The organism is Gammaproteobacteria bacterium (assembly GCA_021648145.1).
GTDB lineage: Bacteria > Pseudomonadota > Gammaproteobacteria > JAADGQ01 > JAADGQ01 > S141-38.
Genome location: JAKITI010000022.1, coordinates 1 through 22,537, shown reverse-complemented (window position 1 = coordinate 22,537; position 22,537 = coordinate 1). Strand labels below are relative to the sequence as shown.

General features: G+C 43.6%; 18 protein-coding genes and 1 pseudogene. 5 read left to right on the top strand and 14 right to left on the bottom strand.

What is annotated here, in order from left to right; translation table 11 throughout:
• Positions 1-24: 24 nt before the first annotated feature.
• From L3J70_11805 to L3J70_11770, 8 genes are all read right to left on the bottom strand, one after another.
• Positions 25-1,452, bottom strand: a complete 1,428-nt coding sequence (locus L3J70_11805) for a transglycosylase SLT domain-containing protein (GenBank protein ID MCF6237035.1) — start codon at positions 1,450-1,452, stop codon at positions 25-27.
• A 47-nt stretch (positions 1,453-1,499) separates the two neighbouring features.
• The gene (gene gloB / locus L3J70_11800) at positions 1,500-2,267 is read right to left on the bottom strand and encodes a hydroxyacylglutathione hydrolase (protein ID MCF6237034.1); all 768 of its coding nucleotides are present in this window, start codon (positions 2,265-2,267) and stop codon (positions 1,500-1,502) included.
• A 9-nt stretch (positions 2,268-2,276) separates the two neighbouring features.
• Positions 2,277-3,626, bottom strand: coding sequence for a DUF3426 domain-containing protein (locus tag L3J70_11795; protein MCF6237033.1), 1,350 nt, complete (start codon positions 3,624-3,626; stop codon positions 2,277-2,279).
• Positions 3,627-3,691: 65 nt separating this feature from the next.
• The gene (ntrC, locus tag L3J70_11790) at positions 3,692-5,104 is read right to left on the bottom strand and encodes a nitrogen regulation protein NR(I) (protein ID MCF6237032.1); all 1,413 of its coding nucleotides are present in this window, start codon (positions 5,102-5,104) and stop codon (positions 3,692-3,694) included.
• The gene (gene glnL / locus L3J70_11785; GenBank protein ID MCF6237031.1) at positions 5,094-6,161 is read right to left on the bottom strand and encodes a nitrogen regulation protein NR(II); all 1,068 of its coding nucleotides are present in this window, start codon (positions 6,159-6,161) and stop codon (positions 5,094-5,096) included. Before glnL ends, ntrC begins: the two co-directional genes overlap by 11 nt.
• A 13-nt stretch (positions 6,162-6,174) precedes the next feature.
• Positions 6,175-7,026: a polyamine aminopropyltransferase gene (gene speE / locus L3J70_11780; GenBank protein ID MCF6237030.1), complete on the bottom strand. Its 852-nt coding sequence runs from the start codon at positions 7,024-7,026 to the stop codon at positions 6,175-6,177.
• Positions 7,013-7,477: a nickel-responsive transcriptional regulator NikR gene (nikR, locus tag L3J70_11775; protein ID MCF6237029.1), complete on the bottom strand. Its 465-nt coding sequence runs from the start codon at positions 7,475-7,477 to the stop codon at positions 7,013-7,015. The genes speE and nikR overlap by 14 nt, the downstream gene beginning before the upstream one ends.
• A gap of 12 nt (positions 7,478-7,489) precedes the next feature.
• Complete coding sequence (locus tag L3J70_11770) at positions 7,490-11,338, bottom strand: DUF3683 domain-containing protein (GenBank protein ID MCF6237028.1); 3,849 nt, start codon at positions 11,336-11,338, stop codon at positions 7,490-7,492.
• A 226-nt stretch (positions 11,339-11,564) separates the two neighbouring features.
• Between L3J70_11770 and L3J70_11765 the strand changes: the two genes are divergently transcribed.
• The 3 genes from L3J70_11765 to L3J70_11755 all read left to right on the top strand — a co-directional run bounded on the left by L3J70_11765 (position 11,565) and on the right by L3J70_11755 (position 15,308).
• Positions 11,565-13,142, top strand: coding sequence for a HAMP domain-containing histidine kinase (locus L3J70_11765; GenBank protein ID MCF6237027.1), 1,578 nt, complete (start codon positions 11,565-11,567; stop codon positions 13,140-13,142).
• Between the two features lie 9 nt (positions 13,143-13,151).
• Positions 13,152-13,844: a response regulator transcription factor gene (locus L3J70_11760; protein ID MCF6237026.1), complete on the top strand. Its 693-nt coding sequence runs from the start codon at positions 13,152-13,154 to the stop codon at positions 13,842-13,844.
• Between the two features lie 537 nt (positions 13,845-14,381).
• Positions 14,382-15,308 (top strand): methyltransferase domain-containing protein, encoded by a 927-nt coding sequence (locus L3J70_11755; GenBank protein ID MCF6237025.1) that lies wholly within the window; start codon positions 14,382-14,384, stop codon positions 15,306-15,308.
• Between the two features lie 135 nt (positions 15,309-15,443).
• On the opposite strand, the gene L3J70_11750 is transcribed toward L3J70_11755, so the two are convergent.
• Positions 15,444-15,590 (bottom strand): hypothetical protein, encoded by a 147-nt coding sequence (locus tag L3J70_11750; GenBank protein MCF6237024.1) that lies wholly within the window; start codon positions 15,588-15,590, stop codon positions 15,444-15,446.
• A 442-nt stretch (positions 15,591-16,032) separates the two neighbouring features.
• Between L3J70_11750 and L3J70_11745 the strand changes: the two are divergent.
• Positions 16,033-17,029: pseudogene (locus L3J70_11745) on the top strand (IS1595 family transposase).
• 176 nt (positions 17,030-17,205) lie between these two features.
• The gene (locus L3J70_11740) at positions 17,206-17,478 is read left to right on the top strand and encodes a winged helix-turn-helix domain-containing protein (GenBank protein MCF6237023.1); all 273 of its coding nucleotides are present in this window, start codon (positions 17,206-17,208) and stop codon (positions 17,476-17,478) included.
• Between the two features lie 17 nt (positions 17,479-17,495).
• On the opposite strand, the gene L3J70_11735 is transcribed toward L3J70_11740, so the two are convergent.
• The 5 genes from L3J70_11735 to L3J70_11715 all read right to left on the bottom strand — a co-directional run.
• Complete coding sequence (locus L3J70_11735; GenBank protein MCF6237022.1) at positions 17,496-19,025, bottom strand: alginate export family protein; 1,530 nt, start codon at positions 19,023-19,025, stop codon at positions 17,496-17,498.
• Positions 19,022-20,029 carry a phosphotransferase gene (locus L3J70_11730; GenBank protein MCF6237021.1) on the bottom strand — a complete coding sequence of 336 codons (1,008 nt, stop codon included), beginning with the start codon at positions 20,027-20,029 and terminating at the stop codon, positions 19,022-19,024. The genes L3J70_11735 and L3J70_11730 overlap by 4 nt, the downstream gene beginning before the upstream one ends.
• Positions 20,030-20,057: 28 nt before the next feature.
• Positions 20,058-21,335, bottom strand: a complete 1,278-nt coding sequence (locus L3J70_11725) for an aminoglycoside phosphotransferase family protein (protein MCF6237020.1) — start codon at positions 21,333-21,335, stop codon at positions 20,058-20,060.
• Entirely contained in the window at positions 21,319-21,519 is a 201-nt protein-coding gene (locus tag L3J70_11720) for a hypothetical protein (GenBank protein MCF6237019.1), read from the bottom strand. The genes L3J70_11725 and L3J70_11720 overlap by 17 nt, the downstream gene beginning before the upstream one ends.
• Positions 21,516-22,537: phosphotransferase (locus L3J70_11715; GenBank protein ID MCF6237018.1), on the bottom strand; the 1,022-nt coding region annotated here is incomplete at its 5' end. The genes L3J70_11715 and L3J70_11720, both read right to left, overlap by 4 nt.

Below are 22,537 nucleotides of genomic sequence, written 5' to 3'. Positions count from 1 at the left end.
ACTATTTCGTATTTGTTCATAAACTCAGCTAGGCTTAAGCCAAACAATCACCTGTTGCCCAAGACGTAATATGCTTTGCTCCGAGAGTTTATTCCAGCCTACAATTTTATTAATGCTCACATTATAAGCTTTCGCCAAGTCCCATAACGTATCACCTAGGCTCACAATATGAACGACTTTGTGCTTAGTCTTGTGCTTTTCACTCAATGCCTTTTTACCTTTTTGATCAACACGCTCAGCCTGAGCGACCATTGGTACCATTAACATTTTTCCTGCGCGAATTTTACTACCTTTAAGATGATTCACTTGACGTAATAATGAAGCACTTATCTGATATTTCTGAGCGATATGCCCCAAAGTTTCACCCGAACGAATTTTATATTGCACCCAACTGACATGCTGTTCTTTTGGTATGGCTGCAAGCTTTTCTTTAAATTTTTCAATTTTATCAACGGGTAAAAGTAAATTATGCACACTGCCAGGGCTTGTCGCCCACCGTTCAAATGCCGGATTTAAACGGCGGACTTGTTCAAGCGGTATTTCGGACAGCCTAGCTACCAAGGTAAGATCAATTTGGCCTCGTATTTTAACATCAGAAAAAAATGGGGTGTTATTGATCTCTTTCAGTTTGATATTGTATTGTTCGGGGTTCAAAACAATCTGGCTTAGTGCTAATAGTTTGGGTATATATCTTTTTGTTTCGGTGGGTAAATCAAGCGCCCAAAAATCGGTTTTTTTCCCCATGCGAATATTTTTTTTCAGTGCCCTGCGCACATTTCCCTGCCCCGCATTGTAGGCCGCCAAAGCCAGCAACCAATCACCATTAAAAATTCCGTGCAGCTTTTCGAGATAGTTGAGTGCTGCTTGCGTTGAGGCCTGAACATCACGCCGCTCATCATACCACCAGTTAATTTTCAGACCGTAGTGGCGTGCCGTTGCAGGCATAAACTGCCATAATCCAGCCGCTGAAAGGTGAGATTTGGCTAAGGGCTGATAAGCACTTTCAATCGCAGGAAGCAAAGCAATTTCAAGTGGCATATTACGTTTTTCGATCTCGTCAACAATATAATAAAGATAAGGCTCGCCCTGCTTTACCAGGCGCGTCATATGTAATGGACGCTCAGTAAACCATTGAATAGTTTTCTGAACTTCAGGGTGTTCGTAATCCGATAAAACAAATCCTGAACGCATGCGCTGCCAAAGGCTTGACAGTGGTAGAGTAACAGGTGACTCAATGGAAACATTCACCTCTTCTACAACTGCAAGATCAATGTCACACTGCTCAATTTCAGATATTTCACCCCTCCAAGGTGAAGTTTTTGTTGAAGAGGCTACTTCTTGGGTGGATTCATGCAACAAATTCGATGTTTTAATCGAAGTTAGGGAGTGTTGACTACACCCCGTAACAGCACCAATCAACACACCACTTATTAAAAATTTTAAACGCAACATAATGCGACTACTCCATACTGCTTAATATTATTATTTTTGAAGTTATACTATTGCGTGTCTTTCCAAAATCGAAGGACGACAAAAACCTCCCTGGCTGTATTTAAGTGCTTACCTGCAAAGTTTTCTGCGGCCACAATGACCTCAGGAATGTGGCAACGCAAAAAAGGGTTCGTTGCTTTTTCCAAAAGCAAAGTCGAAGGTATCGTTGGCTGGCCTTCAACCTCAGCCCGCCGTGCATTCTGTAACCTCGTTTGAATAGCGGCATTATGTGGTTCAATTTTTGCGGCAAAATGCAAATTTTGCCGCGTATATTCATGAGCACAATAAATAGAGGTTGAACCGGGCAGTGCTGCTATTTTTTGTAATGAATAATAGAGTTTTTCTGAAGTACTATTAAATACTCGACCACACCCTGCACCGAATAAAGTATCCCCACAAAAAAGCTCCCCATGACCATAATAAGCAACATGTCCAGCCGTATGCCCAGGAACATCAAGCACTTTAAAACTATATTCACTGCGGGGTAAGTTTATAACATCGCCATCCACAACAGAGTGACTCAGTTCAAAAATATTCTCAATCGAAGAGCCATAAACAGGAATATCGTACAGTGAACGAAGCTTTAAGATACCACCGACATGATCATGATGACCATGCGTAATGAAGATTGCCACAGGTTTCAGTGAAAGTGATTGTAATTTTTCAATAACGGGGTCAGCTTCACCAGGGTCAACAATCACTACATTGTTCGGATCAGACTCTGAGTATCGAACTAGCCAGATATAATTATCTGCAAATTGAACATTGAGGTGCATAAATTCAGGTTACAGAAAATTAAACTCAAAGTTAACTACATCCCGACCTGGATCTACAATTTCCAGAAGTGCCTGAATAGAGACATCAGGCGATATACCCTCCTCAATATTATTTTTATCCAGCAAATATTCATAGGGATAAAATTGACGTTTCATAACAATGTGTTGCTCCATATTAAAAAACACAAGTTCCAGTATTGGATAAGACTGAACAAAAGAGGCCTTATTAACATAGGTTGCACTGACGACCAAAGCATCTTTAATATTGGCATGCTCTTGTACACTTTTATATATCAGCTGAATCTCATTCACCGATTTTTTAAAAGGAATTCGACACCCTAATACTGAGCACATTGTTTCCAGCGGCGCTCTCAAGCCATTGTGTTCTGCTAACTGATTACGTGCAGAGTAAGTGTACTGAAAAGCCAGAAGAGCAATCATAGTTAAAATAGCGACACTCCATGTCACAGTGTTTGAATCAGAGCGAGCTGAAAGTTTTTCTACATCTTCGCTCCCATTCTCACTCTGTTTGTCCAGAAAGGACTCCGAAGTATCTAACGAGGAAAATTTTTTTACATTTTCATTCTGCGCTTCAAGAAGAGATTCCAGCACTTCCAACTCTGAAACTTGATCAACACCCTTTTCTTCAATCAAACTATCCAGCAATAATTCAACTTCTTTAACACTCTCTTCATTTTTTGTTTGATAATTTTCAGTGAAAATTTCTTTTATTTCCAACTCTGAAACCTGCTCACCCTCCTCTTCAATCAAATTATCCAGTAATAATTCAACTTCTTTAATATTTTCTTCATTTTTTGTTTGATAATTTCCAGTGAAAACCTCTTGTTTTTTCAATTTTGAAACCTGCTCAACGCCCCCTTCTTCAATCAAATTATCCAGCAATAATTCGACCTCTTTAACATTCTCTTCATTTTTTGTTTGATAGTTTTCAATAGAGGAACTTGAGGGTACAAATTGATGTACTACACTTTTAAGCACAACAGCATGTTGTGGTGAGCTATTATTTTCTTCGTTAAGAACGGTTTTCATATGACTTACTTCGTCAACATACCTTTTTTCTTCATTTGGCACTGGAATATTACCCCACTCAGGCTCACTCTCTTCAGATAAAAGAATAAGCTCATCATTTAGAACATGATCAATCCGCGAGTGAATGCTATCATTTACTTGAAAATCTTCTGTATTCATTTTAGAAGTTGATATGGCTTCGTCATACAATCCATCAGCAGCATTAAACTCTTTACCGCATTGACCACAGTTCACCAGACCGTATGTCGCCCTCAACTGAACAATATCGACTTCAAATCGAAAGCCACAGCATTGACATTGAGTAAACATGAATCCCTCCAGAAAAACAGCCACTGCATTCTACTTGATAACAATGCTGCTCGCAAAAAAGCTGATCACTCCTCCAAGCCTAGCTCTTTGATTTTTCGAGTTAAGGTGTTGCGCCCCCAACCTAGCAACTTTGCTGCTTCTTGTCGACGACCCCGAGTATATTGCAGTGTTACTTCTAACATAATACGTTCAAGTGCGGGTACTGCCTCATTGATTAAACCTGTTTGCCCCGATTTCAAGCCATGCTCGACCCAAGCACGCAACTCACCTTCCCAAGATGACTGTTTGCCACAAACGGCTTGTTGAGTCTCACGTAACTCAACAGGCAGATCATCTATATGAATCACTTCACCTGGTGTCATTACGGTCAGCCAGCGGCACGTATTTTCAAGCTGACGAACATTACCTGGCCAGTCAAAATCATTCAAAAATTTTTCTACGCTATTGTCTAATATTTTTGTTTCAACACTAAGCTCGGTTGCATTCTTTTTAAGGAAAAAACGAGCCAACTGAGGGATATCTTCCTGACGTTGACACAAGTGTGGAATTTGAATACGAATCACATTCAAGCGATGAAAAAGATCTTCACGAAAACGCCCATCATTTACACGTTGTTCCAGATTTTGATGCGTTGCAGCAATAATACGCACATCCACCTTAACAGGCGTATGCCCTCCCACGCGATAAAACTCGCCATCAGCCAATACACGTAACAGGCGTGTTTGTAACTCAGCGGGCATATCACCAATTTCATCAAGAAATAGCGTACCACCATCGGCCTGTTCAAAACGCCCTTGACGTTGGTTTTGTGCGCCGGTAAACGCCCCTCGTTCATGACCAAACAGCTCTGACTCTAATAAATCACGCGGGATGGCGGCTGTATTTAATGCAATCAAAGGCTTGCTTGACCGTGGACTATGGCGGTGCAATGCACGAGCCACCAGCTCTTTACCTGTTCCTGAATCGCCTGTAATCAGAACCGTCACATGAGAACGCGCCAAACGACCGATGACCCGAAAAACCTCCTGCATCGCTGGAGCTTCGCCAATGATTTCAGGCGTTACAGAGTCTGGTAACTCTTTTTTTGTGCTGGTTTTTTTTCGCCGCTGATTCACGGCTCGCTCAGCCAGTTCTATCGCATCATCAATATCAAACGGTTTGGGCAGATACTCAAAAGCCCCTTTTTGATACGTCGATACGGCACTGTCCAGATCCGAGTGAGCCGTCATAATAATCACGGGCAAGTCAGGGTATTGCTCACTGAGCTTACTCAATAACGTCAAACCATCCATGCCAGGCATTCGGATATCAGAAAAAATGGCATCGGGTTGCGATAACATCAACTGATCAAGCACGCTCTCAGCATTTTCAAAGCAGCGGACAGAAAAACCAGCACCACCCAATGCACGCTCCAAAACCCAGCGAATAGAGTCATCGTCATCAACGATCCAAACCTGGCGTACTATTTTAGCCACCATTCACATACTCCAAAGGTAATAACAGCGTAAAAGCGGTCTTACCTGGCACACTTGTACACTCAATCAAGCCTCCGTGCTGATTCACTAATGATTGTGCGATAGAAAGCCCAAGCCCAGTTCCATCGGCTCGGCCGGTAACCATGGGAAAGAACACTTTTTCCAGCATCTCTTGCACAATGCCAGGCCCATTATCAACAATATCAATTTTCAGTACCAGTTTATGCCGCTTATGACCAATATGAAATTGGCGACAGGCACGAGTTTTAATAATAATATGCCCATTTCCTTCCAAGGCTTGTGCTGCATTTCGCACCACATTCAATAGCGCCTGAATCAACTGACCTTGATCACAGGTTAAATCAGGAATACTTGGATCATAATCACGTTCAACAGTGATACCTTGAGAAAACTCCGGATCAGTTTCAATCAAACGATTCACATGCTCTAAAAGCTCGTGAATATTGAGTGGCTTTCTTGAAGGCAAAGTATTGGGGCCGAGCATACGGTTCATTAAGTGACTCAGCCGATCTGCTTCACCAATAATAATTTGTGTGTACTCTTTCAGTGAAATATCATCAAGTTCTCTTTCAAGCAGTTGAGCCGCACCACGTAATCCACCCAGTGGATTTTTAATTTCATGCGCCAAACCCCTCACCACATCTTGACTGGCTTGCTGCTGCGACAGTAAGTTTGCCTCTTTTGCGACTCTTAAATGGTGATCAATTTGCTGCAATTCCATTAACAATGTTTGATGGCCATCCACTTTACTCGCGGGAGTAACGGTGCAGTCGACCGTAATACTTTGCAAATCAAATCCACAGAAAAGAACTTCTCGCTCAGTAAAACGTTGACCGCTGTCGAACGCATGTTGTAATACATTAATCAAACCTGTCGCACCAGACAGTAACGGCTCAAGCCGACACCCTTTGGCTTGCCTGATACTCACCCCCAGCATCGCCTCAGCCGCCGAATTCATAAACACAATTTTAAGCGTTAAGTCGAACAGTATGATGGCTGTACTTTGATGCTCTACGATAGTACGTTGAATATTTCCCAATATAAGGCTCAGATTAAATAAATTCAGCAAAAAACTCAGGATGCGCCAATGATGCTTGATGAACCGCAGCATTATAATAGCGTGTTGCAAAAAGTTTGTTTTGTGCGTTTTCTCGCCTGAACTCCGTTAGAATTGATGTTTTACTCGCCAATGTCGCACTCCACCAGCCGGAAGGGTAAACGCATTGTGGAAAGCTCAGTGTATGCATTTTAGAAAAACCTGCGCCCTTCATTGCTTGATGCATACCGGTAATAATTTTCTGGTGAAACAGAGGAGACTCACTCTGCTGAACAACGATGCCATCATCCCTCAGAACACGAAAACAATCACGATAAAAAGCCTCGGAAAACAGCCCTTTCGCAGGACCGATGGGATCTGTGCTATCGACGATAACAATATCGAAACTCGCTGCATCTGCATCTTTCATCCACCCAATGCCATCACCGAAGTAAAAATGAGCACGCAGATCACTGTTAGACTCACACAGCTCAGGAAAATATTGCTGTGAAAGGCGCGTGACCTGCTCATCAATTTCCACCTGCCACGCTTCTTCAATGCCCGGGTGTTTTAAAACTTCGCGTAATGTACCGCAATCACCCCCGCCAATCACAAGCACTTTTTTTGGAGATAAATGAGTAAACAACGCAGGATGAGCAAGCATTTCGTGATAGATAAAATTGTCACGCGTTGTCAGCATAACAAAGCCATCAATGACCATTAAATAACCAAAACTTTCTGTATCGTATATCTCTATATGTTGATAAGGCGTTTTTTCATCATGCACTTTATCCCGAATTTTTATTGAAAATGCAGCCCCATCATCTTTGAACTCTTCGGTAAACCACTTACCATCATTTGTGATCATGTTTGTGTCCCTGATGTGAATGATCGCCATTGGATGAAGGCATCATTTCCCCTGTCGTTGCCATCGTTAAACGACCGTATTTCACACCACGAACAGTGGCCAACTGGTCAGAAAGTTCTTGTAATTGCTTTCCCTGACCTTTAACCACCAAAACTTCCAGGCAATTATTATGATCTAGGTGAACATGTAAAACAGAAATAATTTCACCCACAAAAGAGTGTTGAATATGCGTTAAATTTGAAGAAAGATCCCGTGAGTGGTGATCATATACGATCGTAATCGTGCCGACCGTCTCTTGCTCCGTTCCCCACTCCTCTTGAACCATTCGTTCCCGAATCAGATCACGAATGGCTTCAGAGCGGTTGCTGTAGCCTCTTCTTTTAATAAGATCATCAAAATACTCTAACAAATCGCCACTAATCGACACACCAAACCGAACCAGATCGCTCATTTACATCACCTTTTACAACAACACACGTTCAATGCCGTCTTGCTGCGTTTTATTAACAAAATCCTTTTGCCATGTTTCACCCAGCAGATGCTTAGCAAGCTCCACTACAATATAGTCAGTCGTTATACCCGTTTCATCACCGTATCGAGACAAGCCTTGTTGACAAGCTGGGCATGAAGTCAACACTTTCACTTTACCTTTTTCCGCATGACTTTTTCCGGTGAGCTCTTTAATCCCTTTTTGTAACTCTTCCTGTTTTCGAAAACGAACTTGCGTCGAAATATCAGGCCGTGCGATTGCAAAGGTACCCGCTTCACCGCAGCAGCGATCGGTCAATGCCACAGGCTGCCCCATTAGAGTGCTGGTCACTTCAAGTGAGTTATAAGTTTTCATGGGCGTATGGCATGGCTCGTGATAGAGATATTGCATTCCCGTTTCACCCTCAAACTTCACACCTTTTTCCATCAAAAACTCATGAATATCCAACAAACGGCAGCCTGGAAATATTTTTTCAAACTCATATTTGAGTAGTTGATCCATGCACGTACCGCATGAAACGATGACCGTTTTAATATCTAGATAATTCAGTGTATTGGCAATGCGATGAAACAATACACGATTATCCGTACTGATCTGCTGACCTTTTTTTTCATCACCTGAAGCTGTTTGCGGATAACCACAGCATAGATATCCTGGTGGAATTACTGTCTGTACCCCTACATCAAATAACATCGCCAACGTAGCCAGTGCAACCTGACCAAATAGGCGCTCAGAACCACAACCTGGAAAATAGAATACAGACTCACTGTCCATATTTGTTTTATTCGGATCACGTAAAATGGGGACGACTTTACTGTCTTCGAGACCCAACATTTCACGCGTTGTTTTTTTCGGCAACTGTCCCGGCAGTGGCTTTTTAATCAAATGAATCACCTGGCGTTTCAGTGACATCGGCTTCGTTGTCGATTCAGGCAATACCGTTCTCTGCTTTCCTTTCGGCCCAATGGCGTTATAACCCAGACGCTGAGCAGCATAGCCACCCAAAATGGCTGTTTTATGCATAAACTTAACGGTAGCGGGCTGGGTCACATTCAAATAGGCCATTCCCAACTTCGCATTGAGGCTGGTTTTACGCTCACCATGCGCTTTCAAAATTTTACGCATGCGAATAGTGACATCACCAAAATCAATATTGACTGGGCAAGGTGGAAGGCAGCGATGGCAAACCGTACAATGATCCGCCAGGTCATTCATCTCTTTAAAGTGCCGCTTGGAAACACCACGTCGCGTCTGCTCTTCATAGAGAAACGCTTCGATAATCAAACCTGTCGCTAAAATTTTGTTACGCGGTGAATAGAGCAGATTGGCTCGCGGCACATGTGTAGTGCATTCGGGTTTACATTTTCCACAACGCAGACAGTGACGAATATCATCATTCAACGCACCCAGCTCACTGGCTTCCATAATCAGTGCTTCTTGCTGCAACAGACGCAGTGAAGGCGTATAGGCATCATCCAGCCCTGAGCCTTTCATCAATTTCCCACGATTAAAAAAACCTTTTGGATCGACCTGTTGTTTATAATCAGCAAAAGCACTCACAATACTTTCATCCAGGTACTTCATTTTGGTCAAACCAATGCCATGCTCACCAGAAATCACCCCGCCCAGTGATATCGCCAACGCCATCACACGATCAACAATCTGCTCGGCCTCATGCATCATTTTGTAATTATCGGAATTGACTGGAATGTTGGTGTGAACATTACCATCGCCCGCGTGCATGTGCGTTGCGACAAACAAACGACCTGAGCGCCACTGTTTATGAATTGCATCCAGCTTATCGTGCACGGCTTCCAAAGCGTAACCACTGAAAGATTCCTTCAATGGTTTTTCAACCTCTTTGCGATAAGAGATACGAACGGTACGCTTCAATAACAAGCTAATCAGACGCTCTTCGCCGCCCAGTTCACTGTGCAATTTTTTATCTAACAGCTCTGGAAAATCGACCGCAGGCACATCAAAGTTTTCAAGAAACTCCTGCCAACGCTGCTGTACCTTCAATAAATGCTGAAGTGCGGCCTCTTTTTTTGCATCGACAATTTCATCATTCTCCGAACTGGCTTCATAATCTTTAACTGTGGCCAACTCAGGCATATCGCCTTCAAGATACTGAATAACCGCATTCAGTGTATTGAGCTTATTTTTAATGGAGTATTCGATATTGATTCGTTCAATACCTTCGTTATATTCCGTTAATCTCGGCAGTGGTATCACCACATCTTCATTGATTTTAAAAGCATTGGTATGCGCTGCAATTGCAGCAGTACGGCCACGATCCAGCCAAAACTGCCGACGAGCTTCTGGGCTGACGGCAATAAAACCTTCCGCACCTCGCGCTGCCACTTGACTCACCACTGAAGAAGCCGCTCCGGCCACACTCTTTTCATCATCACCTGAAATATCTGCCAGCAGCACCATTTTAGGCAGTCCAGGGCGTGTACTTTTAGTGGTATAACTCACCGCCTGTACATAGCGTTCATCCAGATGCTCCAGGCCGATCAGTGAAACGGCATCATGTTGATCCAGATAGTCATTAATCTCTACAATCGCTGGCACTGCCGCGCCTAAATCATCGCCAAAAAATTCCAGACAGACTGTTTGAATAAATTTAGGCATACGATGCAGCACAAACACAGCGGATGTAATCAGGCCATCACAGCCTTCTTTTTGCACACCGGGCAAACCGCCCAGAAATTTATTGGTAACATCTTTGCCCAAGCCACTTTTACGCAGCTCAGTGCCAGCAATGCGAATCACTGATGGCTCTCTTAATATTTTTTTACGATCAGAAGATCGGTAAGTCAAACGAAATTCGACCCACTCTTCGAGATGAATTTTCCCTAGGTTATGATTTAAACGTTCAACATCCAGCCACTCTGCATCAGGCGTTACCATCCGCCACGAGACCAAATTATCCAGCGTCGTCCCCCACATCACTGCTTTTTTACCGCCGGCATTCATCGAAACATTACCGCCAATGGTTGAAGCATCTTGGGAGGTGGGATCAACAGCAAAAACCCACCCACCAGATTCAGCTCGCTCAGCCACGCGCCGTGTCACTACACCCGCCTCTGCACGCACCGTCGCAACAGGCACGGCAACGCCGTGAAGTTCGCTCATCTGGACTTCAGCCAAAGCTTCCAGTTTTTCGGTATTAATGACCGCAGTGTCTGTATATAAAGGTACCGCCCCACCGGTATAACCCGTGCCGCCGCCTCTGGGAATAATAGTCAAACCTAATTCAATGCACGCCCGCACAAGCTCAATCACTTCCGCTTCGCTATCGGGGCAAAGCACAACAAATGGATATTCAACACGCCAATCAGAGGCATCCGTCACATGTGCCACGCGCGCCTGACCGCTGAAATCAATATTATCTTTACGAGTGACATGTGCTAGACGTTTTAATGTGCGCTTACGTAAAACTTTCTGCTCTTGAAGTTGTTTTTCAAATAACAGCACAGCATCACGCGTTGCACCGACCAGACCTAGAGCCAATGAATTTTTACCCGCCCAATCCACAATTTGATCCAGCCGATGATGCAGCGCATGGCTCAAAGATTCCCAACGCTTTGGGCTCTCTAACAGATCATCCTGGATAAACGGGTTACGAGACACCACCCACATATCACCCAGCACTTCAAACAGCATACGTGCTGAACGGCCCGTTTTACGAGAGTCCCGCAACTGATTAAGCACATCCCAGTGTGCTTCACCAAGAAAGCGAATAACAATTTCACGGTCACTAAAAGAGGTATAGTTATAAGGTATCTCGCGAATACGAGCGGTACGATCAGTCATGAAGCTTGCGCAGTAGTATTTATGATAAATTAAGAAAGCAAGTGTAGCATGCTACTCTTGAAAAAATAACATCATAGATAAAGCCCTAATCCCCAAATAGAGATTATGCACTTAATTATACGGATTCAGGTAATACACTACAGATTTTTTTGATATAAATATTTTAATCTAATCTTAATCTTTTGATCATGGCTTGCCCATATAACTCCCTTAAAATTGGGACGATATGTTCATAACAAAGTTAACCATAACCATATCTGCACTGCTAGCCATTATATTGCTGCTGGCTGCCACGTTGTATTGGGGTACCCAGCGAGCAGAGTATTACTTCCAACGTATCAAGCTAACTCATGATACTACACAGGCTTATGTTCAGGTTTCCCATGATGCCTATCGCCATTTTAAAGAGCTGGTGGATACCGTGGTGCTTGATGGAGATGACAGTGATGAACAATCAAGGCGCTCCTACCAAGCACTTCATCAATCAATAAAACAATTGCAGATTACTTCAAGCGCCGAAATCAACTATGTAGATGAAGACGAGAAACCCCTAGAAATTTATGAGCTTGCACAGATCAGCACGATTGAAAAGCTTCTGGCTGAAGGTTTCTGGGCTTTTGGTCGAGTCATGTTGCTAAAACAGCATGGCTCTGAAGAAGCCGCCAAGGAAGTATTAAATACAGTTCTAGAAGATACCATTGATCAGCAGTTCAAACCCATCATTGATGCAGCAATTGCCGATGAACTTGAAGAGGTAGAAAAAGCCCGTCAGCATGCTCAAAAACTCCTGAACGACCTTAAGTTGATCGCTTCTGTGACCACCATAGTTGCATTTATCTTGGCATTAACTATGACACTCTGGTTGTGGCGCAATCTCAGCACTCCTTTGAACCAGTTAGTAAATGGGGTACGCCAAGTGACTAAAGGTGATTTATCTCATCGAATCCAACTACTTGGACGCAATGAATTCACCTATCTTGCAAAAAATTTCAATGACATGACGCATCAGCTAGCTCAACAAAAACAGCACCTGTTAACGCAACAGTTTGAGCTGGAAAACAAAGTCGATGTCCGCACCAATGAGCTGCAACAAGCCAATCAAAAGCTAAAACAAGTCGATGAAGGACGAAAGAATTTTTTTGCAGATATCAGTCATGAATTGCGCACCCCGCTTACTGCGATCAAAGGTGAGGCGGAAATCTCTGCAAGAGGCAAGAATAAAACAGTTAATGAATATATAGATACTCTGAAACGAATTATTGAGCTCTCCAACCAGTTAGGAAAACTGGTGGAAGATTTATTATTTATGGCTCGCTCTGAAAATAGCAACATGCACTTTGAATTTCGCACAATCGTACTCAATAATTTAGTCAGTGATTTGTGTAAAGATGCTCAGGTATTAGTTCAAAAGAAGCAACTGCAGCTCAATTTTGATATTACTCAGCAAAAAATTAATATCTATGGGGAGCGGTTACGGCTGCGCCAGCTATTACTAATTTTGATTGATAACGCCTGTTGTTACTCTGATCCGGGAGGTGAAATCACCATAACCTTACGGGAAGAAAAAGGATATGCAATATTAGTTGTCAGCGATCAAGGCATCGGAATTGATTCATCTGAATTAAACGCAGTATTTGAACGTTTTTACCGAAGTGACCAAGCTCGCAAGAAAGTCATTTCCGGTACAGGGCTGGGTTTACCTCTAGCCAAATCAATTGTTAAAGCCCACCAGAGCCGAATTGAATTAGTCAGTGAATTAGGTAAAGGTACTGATGTGACCATTACTTTTCCAGTGATGACCTAAGGAACGATCATGGCAATACTGATAATCGAAGACAATGAGAGAATCCTCCAATTTCTCAGACGAGGGCTTGAGGCAGAGGGCTACCTGATCGAAACTGCCATTACAGGTAAACAGGGACTGCTACTGGCAAGCAACTCAAAGTATGACTTACTATTACTCGATTTAATGCTTCCTGACCTGAGTGGGCTGGAAATTTGCTGTCAACTACGTCAGCAAGATATTAGCACCCCGATTCTAATGCTCACCGCCATGGATTCACTGGAAAATAAAGTGGAAGGTTTACGCTTAGGGGCGGATGATTACCTCACCAAGCCATTTGCTTTCGATGAACTCATTGCTCGTATCCAGGCTCTGTTACGCCGTAATCAGGACTACAAAGAACACGTCACAGAATTAACTGTAAACGACCTTACTCTTAACCGGGATACTATGGAGGTTCATCGTGCAGGTCAATTAATTGAATTGACCCCAAAAGAATTTTCTCTGCTGGAATATTTCATGAACTCCCCAGGTCGAGTACTAAGTCGTAGTCAAATACTCGACCAAGTATGGGGATACAACTCAGACCCTCTAACCAATGTGGTCGAAGTTTACATTCGCAATCTTCGAAAAAAAGTAGATGAAAATTTCCCCACACCGTTAATCAAAACAGTGCGGGGGTTTGGTTATAAATTAGATACTAAAAAATTCGATAAAAAATAATTTTATCATTCGCTAATTGCCATGGAGAGCGAAGCGAGGGCAATTAGTCCCCGATAGGCAACGCCGTCTGCATATTCGTAGTACGAGGAACGAGTTGCGAAGAAGATGCAGCAGCGGCTTTAGTTGCCGTAGAGTCATTTGAGGTAGTTATGGCGTAGTGAAACGAGGGACGATGTTGTACGGAGCCGTAACGTACGCAGGACGGTCGGGGCAAAAGGAATTAGCTGTCGCGTTAGTGAGTGAATTTTTGGCAGGGATGCCAAATAATTTCGTCACGAAGTAGCGACACATTCGAAGCTAATAGCCCTGTAAGAGAAGTCTATCTCTATTTGGCTTGATGATAACGAATGGCAAGGAGCTAAAAGATCTGACATTAGGGATTAACTGGTATCTGAATAAATAAACACGATTTATGGAAAACTTGGTACGCACTGAGCATATAACGCCGGACGGTATTGGTAATCGTACAAGCGCGAGGCCAGTATAGTTTTTAGAAAACGGCCGAAAATTAGGCAACCATTCAGGAGAAAAAAGACAATGAAGCAATTCATTCGAGATGACGGTGTGGCCCTTGCGCTTCATCCTGAAATAAAGTCGAATATACTGAGCCGTCCTTCCGCCAACCCAAAACACAATTGGACAGATGAAGATTACATAAACGGGGCGCAGATCAAACTGCAGCGATGGAAAAATCGCTTAGCTGGACTGAATTCCTTAGGTGTAGAACTAGAAGGAAAACGTGTACTCGAAGTCGCTTGTGGCAATGGCATCGACTCCATCCTTATGGCATTGGAACCGGTTAAACGGGTAATAGGAATCGACATTTGCCTACGATTACAGTTGGCCGATAAAAAAGGTAAACGCCATCGCAAACTGGCAACGGAAATACTAGCCGCCGTCGGCAAGAAGCCCAGCCTGTGGGAAAATCTCTGCGAGCTGCCTATTTACTTCACCGAAGCAGATGCTACTAATCTTGTTTTTGACAAGAACAGCTTTGACCTTATCCTGTCGAAGTCGTTTCTTGAGCACATGATTCCATTAGAGGCCGCACTTGAAGAAATGTATCGAGTACTCGCACCCGGTGGTCTGATGTATCACGTCATCGACCCCTATTACTGGTTACGTGGTTGCCATGCTCCAGTGTTAGTTGACATACCCTGGGCGCACGCCAGGTTGTCAAGCGATGAGTTTAAACGTTTCGTTACAGAAACCGAAGGAGTTGAAACGGCTGAAAAACGTAGTAAGTGGAATGACAGCCTCAACCATTTCACCCCTCGCGACTATCGGGCAATATTTGAGGCCAGCGATTTTGAAATAGTCAGTTGGAAAGAAAAAAAAGCAGCTTTCGTTGAAGATATTCTGGAAAAACACCCTGATGTGCTAGAAACCCTTATCGATGGAATTAGTCGTGACGACCTGCTTTGCACTGGGATCAAGGTGTTGGTGAAGAAGAAATGCCACTAAAAAATAGGGGTTATCCATAATCTGTAGCGATTTAACAGATACAGATGATGAACGCTGACATCCGCCGTGACAGGTAGACCCATAATCGTTCTGGGCGCGGGCAATCGGGCGCACGACACGCGCTGTGGAAAACGGTCAAAGGGTCGGACCACCATATCCAGCTAAATCAACTAAGCTTTGATTCCAAAAGAAAGTGTTCTGAATGGTTAAATCATCTTTTTTGGCACCAAAAATAGTGTTGTAAACTGCTTTAGGTTCTTTAATACTGAACCCTTGGCCCACGTTTATTATCTCCCGTTTCTTGGCGCTTATTCCCAGGGACTCTTTAACCGAGTGCACATAGTCAAGCTACCCACTGCAAGATTTGTTGTCCAATGTGGAGCTCGTTGTGGCGTATCTTTACTCAATGCGTCTTCTATCCATTGGCGATGGGATTCTTCTAACGATTGGTCATTTTCAAAGCCTAATAATTAAATTGGGTAAACCCCCAGCTCTGCTGGGGAGACTCGCATAGGTTTTACCGAGCCTACGGTAACGGGTACTTTCAGATCCCCTACCAAAGAGAAAAGGAAGTAAACCTATGGGGTCCACTTTAGTTTGTCTCATATGCGTTGGGATTGTAAATATCATATTGTATTTATTCCAAAGAAACCGTGCTTATCCGGTTGTCTCCCACATCCACTAGATGTAGTATTCAATAAATCTTAAAACGAGGCCGTGAATCATGGTTGTGGATGTGCTTCAGCGAGACGATCAGCCATTTCCAAAATCGCTTCCATGAGTTTCAACAATTTTTCCCAGATGATGCCGCCTGCGCTAAATACCTTGAGAAGTCCCGCTGGCCAAGTGGCTTCGCTTGCTCTCATTGCAGCAAGATAGACGAACCGTTCCGTTTTGCTAACCGCTCTAGAGTTCTTCGTTGCCGAAATTGCCGTCGCGACACCAGCCTGACTGCTGGAACAATCATGGAGCGCTCGCACTCTCCATTGAATACGTGGTTCTGGGCAGCTTATTTGGTTTCCAGCCAGACACTCGGAATGTCTGCCGTGCAGTTTCAGCGTCAACTTGGTCTTTTGCGCTATGAAACAGCGTTTCAAATTCTTCACAAGCTTCGAGCTGCCATGGTGCGCCCTGATCAAGACAGGGTTGGTGGCAATCCAGAAGAACACGTTGAAGCCGATGAAACCTTGATCGAAGGCCGGAACGCGCGGCAAAGGCCGTGGTATCCATAACAAGGTTCTTGTCGCGTGCACGGTAGAGGTGCGGCATCGTAAAGCAGACAGCAAACTTACGCTGGGCGTGTCAGGCTCGCCGTTGCACCAGATCGGAGTGAAAAATCGCTTTGTGGTTTCATTGAGACCTCGGTTAAGCTGGGCACGCGTATCATTACTGACGACTGGAGCGGGTATAACCGCCTCGAAACTCGTGGATACAAGCACCTTGCCGTCGCCGAACACGGCGACCCCCAGATTGCTGAAGAATACCTGCCGATCATTCATCTTGTGTTTTCGAATCTCAAAACCTGGTTGCTTGGAACCCATCACGGGGTAAGTTATCAACATTTCCAAGCCTACCTAAATGAATTTACTTTCCGTTTTAATAGGCGTTTTTACCCATTCAATACTTTCCGTTCTTTGCTTGGCATCGCTAGCAACTCCGCAGCCCCTGCCTATGCCGAAATTTACTCTGGAGAATGGAAGCCTAGTAGGTGTGGGAGCTAAACGGATAAGCACGGAAAAAACAACTCACCGAGCAAGCCGCCGAGCTTTTTTCCAAAGGCAATAGCAATAAAGATGAACTCATTGCTCGTATCCAGGCTCTGTTACGCCGTAATCAGGACTACAAAGAACACGTCACAAAATTAACTGTAAACGACCTTACTCTTAACCGAGATACTATGGAGGTTCATCGTGCAGGTCAATTAATTGAATTGACCCCAAAAGAATTTTCTCTGCTGGAATATTTCATGAACTCCCCAGGTCGAGTACTAAGTCGTAGTCAAATACTCGACCAGGTATGGGGATACAACTCAGACCCTCTAACCAATGTGGTCGAAGTTTACATTCGCAATCTTCGAAAAAAAGTAGATGAAAATTCCCCCACACCGTTAATCAAAACAGTGCGGGGGTTTGGTTATAAATTAGATACTAAAAAATTCGATAAAAAATAATTTTATCATTATCTTTTTTAAAAGCCATACTGAATTTTAAGCGTCATGTTTGATGCGGTTTGACCTTGAAATTCTCCATAGGCTTTGCCTGCACGAAAATAGGTGGCGATTAATTCCAGTTCTAATTGTTCCCACTCCTCTAATCCTAAAATGAAGTTGAATTCTTCACCAATATCACGGTACTCGCCTTCTGGCTTAGTACGAATTCGAGCGTTTCGGAGTTGATCGACAGCATAGACTTGTTGATAGCGGTGATACACTAATTCCAGTGAGCTATCATTGAATAACGGAAACCCTAATGCAAACGTTTTAATGGTTAAATTAGAGAGTTCGGGACGTAACAGTTCACCATAATATCGAAAGCTATTCACGCCACGAAGTTTGTCATCATTACTTTGCAGGCCACTTTGACGATAGCCACTGTCCATGCCGTCATTCGGATTTTTATCTCCTGAACCTTTGGCATAACCCATAGAGAGTCTTGGTTGATAAGGCAGTTTGGTCTCCCATGTGGCTCCGATATCTAAACCCCAACCGTTCAGAGTGTATTCGGAGCGACTATCGACTTGTCGTTGTGTGTCATTGAGGTCATCAAAATCAATCCGTGTCTCTTTACCGTAAGCTATACCGCTGTCAAACCGATAATAAAACCTTCCTGAATCTTCCGTTTTGACTCGTCCATGGCTACGTAATCCAAGCCAGTTCACAGTAGCGTCTTCTTCATCTTCCTGCGTTTCTGGGACGATGTCGCCAACGTCAGGGGTATCAGAACGATCAAAGCGAGATAAGAAAAAGACTTCAAAATGATTTTTTTTCTTCCATTCCCAGTCGGCACTAGTGAGTAGCCATATAATTTTTTCATCTTCTGGATCTAAAGGCTTCTTTTCGGTGGAAATGGTGGTTGGGTTTGTGCCAATCGCGAACTGTGTATTGAATAAGCTGTCAGCGTATTGAATTCGAACAGCATCTAATTTTTTATCCCACCACCACTCACGCTCGTCACCAAAGTACTGGCGACCAATTTGCAAGCTTAGGTTTTTATTTTTCAACCCTCCCATATAGAGCCAGAACTCCCCCGATTCAACTTGGCTTGAGGATTCTGTCTTGCCATCCTCTGAATAGAGATCTTCTTGATAACTGTAGTCAGTTTCAACATAAAATGATGTATCGGGTGTTATCTGATAGAGAAACTCAACTTGTAGGCCCGTACTAAAGCGTAAATCGTTATCATCCCGTCTCCCAAGAGACCAATCTTCTCGAAATCTCAGTTCAGCCTCAATTTCACCACCGATCGTTAAAGGTCGGTTGAATAATTTCAATATCAATTGTTCTTCAGGTCGTTCATCTTCCTCTGGGCGTTGGGTAAATGAGGCCGCCCCTCTGTAGCTAGTATCTTCCGAATTTGATGGCAATGGCGTGTTTTCAGCAATGGCATTTGGACAAGTCGTTGACAAAGCGAGCGCTAGGAAAACAGGTGCGCAAGAACGTCTGAAAATGAATGGGTTTGCATAACGAACCAAATTTTTTACGGCGCAGAACAAGCTCATATTCCAAGGCGCTGCTCAGTGAGTTCAAGTAAAGCCAGGGTAAAGGGTTTTCGATCAGAGAACAGTGTACTGATATAGATATGCCTGGCAAGCGTTAAAACCTCATAGGTTTGAATACTTTGACGTTTAATATCGGGATTCAATTGTAAATATCGGTTACTAAGTGCATGTTTTACATTGATAAGCGCATCGGCATCATTGAATGTTCGTAAGCTGAATTCAGTAATATGAGCAATGAAATTTCCGATATCAAGCGCAGGGTCTCCTTTGCAATAAAGATCAAAATCTAGCAGATATAATAACTTGCCATTCACTATGATTTGATCAGCGTAAAAATCTCGGTGAATACCGCATAAAGGAACCGTTGGGAGGTTATTTCCTAGTTTTTTACAATGCTTTATTATGTGTTTAATTCGTATAGACCAATGGGGGTTTTCATCGGCTGTTTTGAAGAGGCGATTGTTCAAAATATCTAATTCGTTTGCCATGGTGTGACAACGCTTGGTCGGAATATCGCTACTATGAATTTTGAATGCCGATTCGGCTACCTGTTTGGCTAGGTGCTCTCCGCGTGAACCCGCAAGCATTGCCTCCAGTTCAGTGCCAGACACTTTCAGTTGCAACATCATATGCCAATGAGGAATTTCTCCAACTGGGTAGGGTATTTTGATATTGTCATCTGTATTGTTGTCGTTAAAGCCACCCTTCCATAGCGAGTTGAGTACAGCCCAAGTTTTATGATCGTGACTTTTCATACGTATCTTGGCCATTAATGTCATGGCAAGTGGCGGGTTATGAGTGTGCTTGACCAGAAGATCATATTCAATAAGACAGCGCCGTCCAGGTTTGTGACGCCTGAGTCGAATGGCAATGAGTTGCGGAAAAGTGTCATCGTGCAGAAAAAAAGGCAACCTTGATAATTCGGCTTGTACGGCTACGGCATCAAGTGCTTGGTGAGCACCTTCAAACGTCTCGTTGACAAGCTGGGTCAGTGGGGTTTTCATGGTCATATCCAGGGTGATCATGATGCCGTTAACTAATCTGTCGATGAGAGGAGTGTAGAATGTCGTTTATTTGTTCCAATATTTTATGGATACCTTCTGGCCAATTGGGTTTACGGGATCTGAAGGGTCTATGGGCCAGCGAAAACAATCCCGCTGCAATGTAATAGCGAAGCGCGTGAGTCACCTTTTTTTGTGCTGTAGATTGATAGCCCTCAATGAGTGACTCTATCAGTGACTCCGCTTGTTGAGGCGTTAATTTTCCTTTGTATTGGCGCCTTAGTAGGTGCGCGATAAACAGGCCTAAATCTTCCAAAGGATCGCCACAAATATTTTGATCGTTATCGATAATGGCGACTTGCCCTTTTTCCATGAGTATCACTTGACCGGGCGCAAAATCGCGATGTATGCGTTGAGTAATAGGTGCCTCTCGCAAGCGGTTTTGGTTGATACTGGTGGCTAATTTGTGCGCAAGCGAAGCGAGTGGTGGATGAAGTTGGGCAATGGTTGTGGCACGAGTGGATAATTTATCGGCCTGCATAGGGAGTGAGCTTTGTGGTAGCCCGTCTGTTGTTAATGCATGAAATTCGGCTAATGCCGCGCCACTTGAGTATAAATCATGGTTTGTCGGGTTGGTGGTTATCTCAGCTTCCAACAGTCGTCCGGGGAGCCATTCAAAGGCTAGGCATTGATGTTGTGGTGATTGCCCTAATGTGCGGGGAATACGCAATTGACTGGTCGTTGGACAATCGATCATGGTCGCGGATGCAGACTTATCATAGTTGCGTTTGGCATAGTGTTTAAGTAGTACGCTGGTGGTGTCATCGAGATGAATCCGCCCTACATAACGTCGTTGCGGTTTATAGGCCAGCGTTTCAAAATCGCTCGACCAGGCTTTAACCTTGCTAGGCAGCAGCGTTTTTAAAATTTTCTGTCTACTATCATGGTTCATCAATTGTGCAAGCACGGGCAGTTTGATATCTCCTGGAAAGAGAGAAACGAGCACTTGATTTTGCAGCGCAAAGTGATACTTGTCGGTTAGGGTGGGTAGCTTGTTCCAGGCTTTGCTGTTAAAGGCTGTCGCGTGGATCAACATGGGCGTGGCAGCATCCTGAATCACCACTTGATAGGCAGCCAGGCAAGACTGTGTGGGTCGGTAGCGTAGATAGGAGAGTTTTACACTGGTTATATTCAGCTCAGGCTGAGACATGCGTAATGCGCTAAGGAAGGCGTCGGGGTCCATCACCGTCTTCATTCCAGAAATCGCTTGTTCTCGTTGGATAACGTTAACATCAAAAGTTGACAACATAGTTAATTCCCTCCTGCTTTATGCCTTTCAAGTCTGTATTAAACGTCGCAGCATCGTGCTGCTTGGTCTGCATTAATTGGGGCTGACTGCCTTGCTCTATCATCTGCCCTTGTCGAAAACCATCAAGCGTTTCGTTGCTTGAAACGTTAGGCGGTATTTCAACCTCTTTTTTTAACATGCTCATGATGTTGTGAGCTTTGTCGTAGAGTTCGATGAATGCATAATATCGTTTATTAACTCAAGCATAATCAAAGTCTCTTTTGGCCAGTTGGATTTGTGATTTCTAAAAGGTGAATGCGTTAGCGAAAAAAGTCCTGCGGCGACGTAACAATAAAGTTTAGGTGTCACGGTTTTTTGTGTGATGGACTCATAACCTTCAATTAAAGCTTCAATCAGTTGTTCAGTTTGATCATGAGTTATTCGTTTGGTGTATTTGTCTCTAAGTAAATGCGCAATGAAGAGGCCTAGATCTTCCATAGGATCACCACAACGGTTTTCATCATGATCGATAATAGCGACCTGTCCTTCTTTCATTAAAATGACTTGCTTAGGATAGAAATCGCCATGTATTCGCTGCATAGCAGAGGGTTCATGTTGTAGGTTTTCGACGATCAGCAAGGCAGTGTCATGGGACAACTTGCCTAGTGATGGGTAAAATTGAGCAATGGTTTTAGCCATGTCTGTTAATTTTTCGGCTCTCATTTTAAGGTTTCGGTGTGTTAGACCCCTTGTGGTTATGGTGTGAAACTTAGCCAATGCGACACCGCTTGCATGAAGAGAGCGAGCGTCAGGGCTGGTTTTTATTTCAGTATCTAATAAGGTTCCTGGCAACCACTCAAACATCAGGCTTTGATAGCTTTCTGAGGTTCCAAGTAAACGTGGGATTCGTAATTTTTCGGAGGTTGGAGCCTGAACATTAGCCGCTAATACCGAACTATGATATTTGCGTTTACGATAGTGTTTTAACAGCACACTTTTTCCGCTTTTGAGCGCCAGTCGTCCGACGTAACGACGCTCTGGCTTATACGCCAAAGTTTCGAGCTTTCCCTGACCAGCTTCAAGATGGGCAGGAAGCAGGGTTTTGATAATGTTCTGTCTGCGTTCTCTATTCATGAGCTGATCGAGAGCGATTAATTGAGTATCTCCTGGAAAAAACGAAAGCAAAACTTGATCTTGCAATATAATATGATGATTGCTAACAG

Coding starts and splice junctions, on each gene's coding strand:
- L3J70_11755 (MCF6237025.1), top strand. CDS start 14,382: ATGAAGCAATTCATTCGAGATGACGGTGTGGCCCTTGCGCTTCATCCT.
- L3J70_11740 (MCF6237023.1), top strand. CDS start 17,206: ATGGAGGTTCATCGTGCAGGTCAATTAATTGAATTGACCCCAAAAGAA.
- L3J70_11725 (MCF6237020.1), bottom strand. CDS start 21,335: ATGTTGTCAACTTTTGATGTTAACGTTATCCAACGAGAACAAGCGATT.
- L3J70_11805 (MCF6237035.1), bottom strand. CDS start 1,452: ATGTTGCGTTTAAAATTTTTAATAAGTGGTGTGTTGATTGGTGCTGTT.
- speE (MCF6237030.1), bottom strand. CDS start 7,026: ATGATCACAAATGATGGTAAGTGGTTTACCGAAGAGTTCAAAGATGAT.
- nikR (MCF6237029.1), bottom strand. CDS start 7,477: ATGAGCGATCTGGTTCGGTTTGGTGTGTCGATTAGTGGCGATTTGTTA.
- L3J70_11795 (MCF6237033.1), bottom strand. CDS start 3,626: ATGTTTACTCAATGTCAATGCTGTGGCTTTCGATTTGAAGTCGATATT.
- L3J70_11770 (MCF6237028.1), bottom strand. CDS start 11,338: ATGACTGATCGTACCGCTCGTATTCGCGAGATACCTTATAACTATACC.
- L3J70_11720 (MCF6237019.1), bottom strand. CDS start 21,519: ATGAGCATGTTAAAAAAAGAGGTTGAAATACCGCCTAACGTTTCAAGC.
- L3J70_11765 (MCF6237027.1), top strand. CDS start 11,565: ATGTTCATAACAAAGTTAACCATAACCATATCTGCACTGCTAGCCATT.
- gloB (MCF6237034.1), bottom strand. CDS start 2,267: ATGCACCTCAATGTTCAATTTGCAGATAATTATATCTGGCTAGTTCGA.
- L3J70_11730 (MCF6237021.1), bottom strand. CDS start 20,029: ATGAAAACCCCACTGACCCAGCTTGTCAACGAGACGTTTGAAGGTGCT.
- ntrC (MCF6237032.1), bottom strand. CDS start 5,104: ATGGTGGCTAAAATAGTACGCCAGGTTTGGATCGTTGATGACGATGAC.
- L3J70_11735 (MCF6237022.1), bottom strand. CDS start 19,025: ATGAGCTTGTTCTGCGCCGTAAAAAATTTGGTTCGTTATGCAAACCCA.
- L3J70_11760 (MCF6237026.1), top strand. CDS start 13,152: ATGGCAATACTGATAATCGAAGACAATGAGAGAATCCTCCAATTTCTC.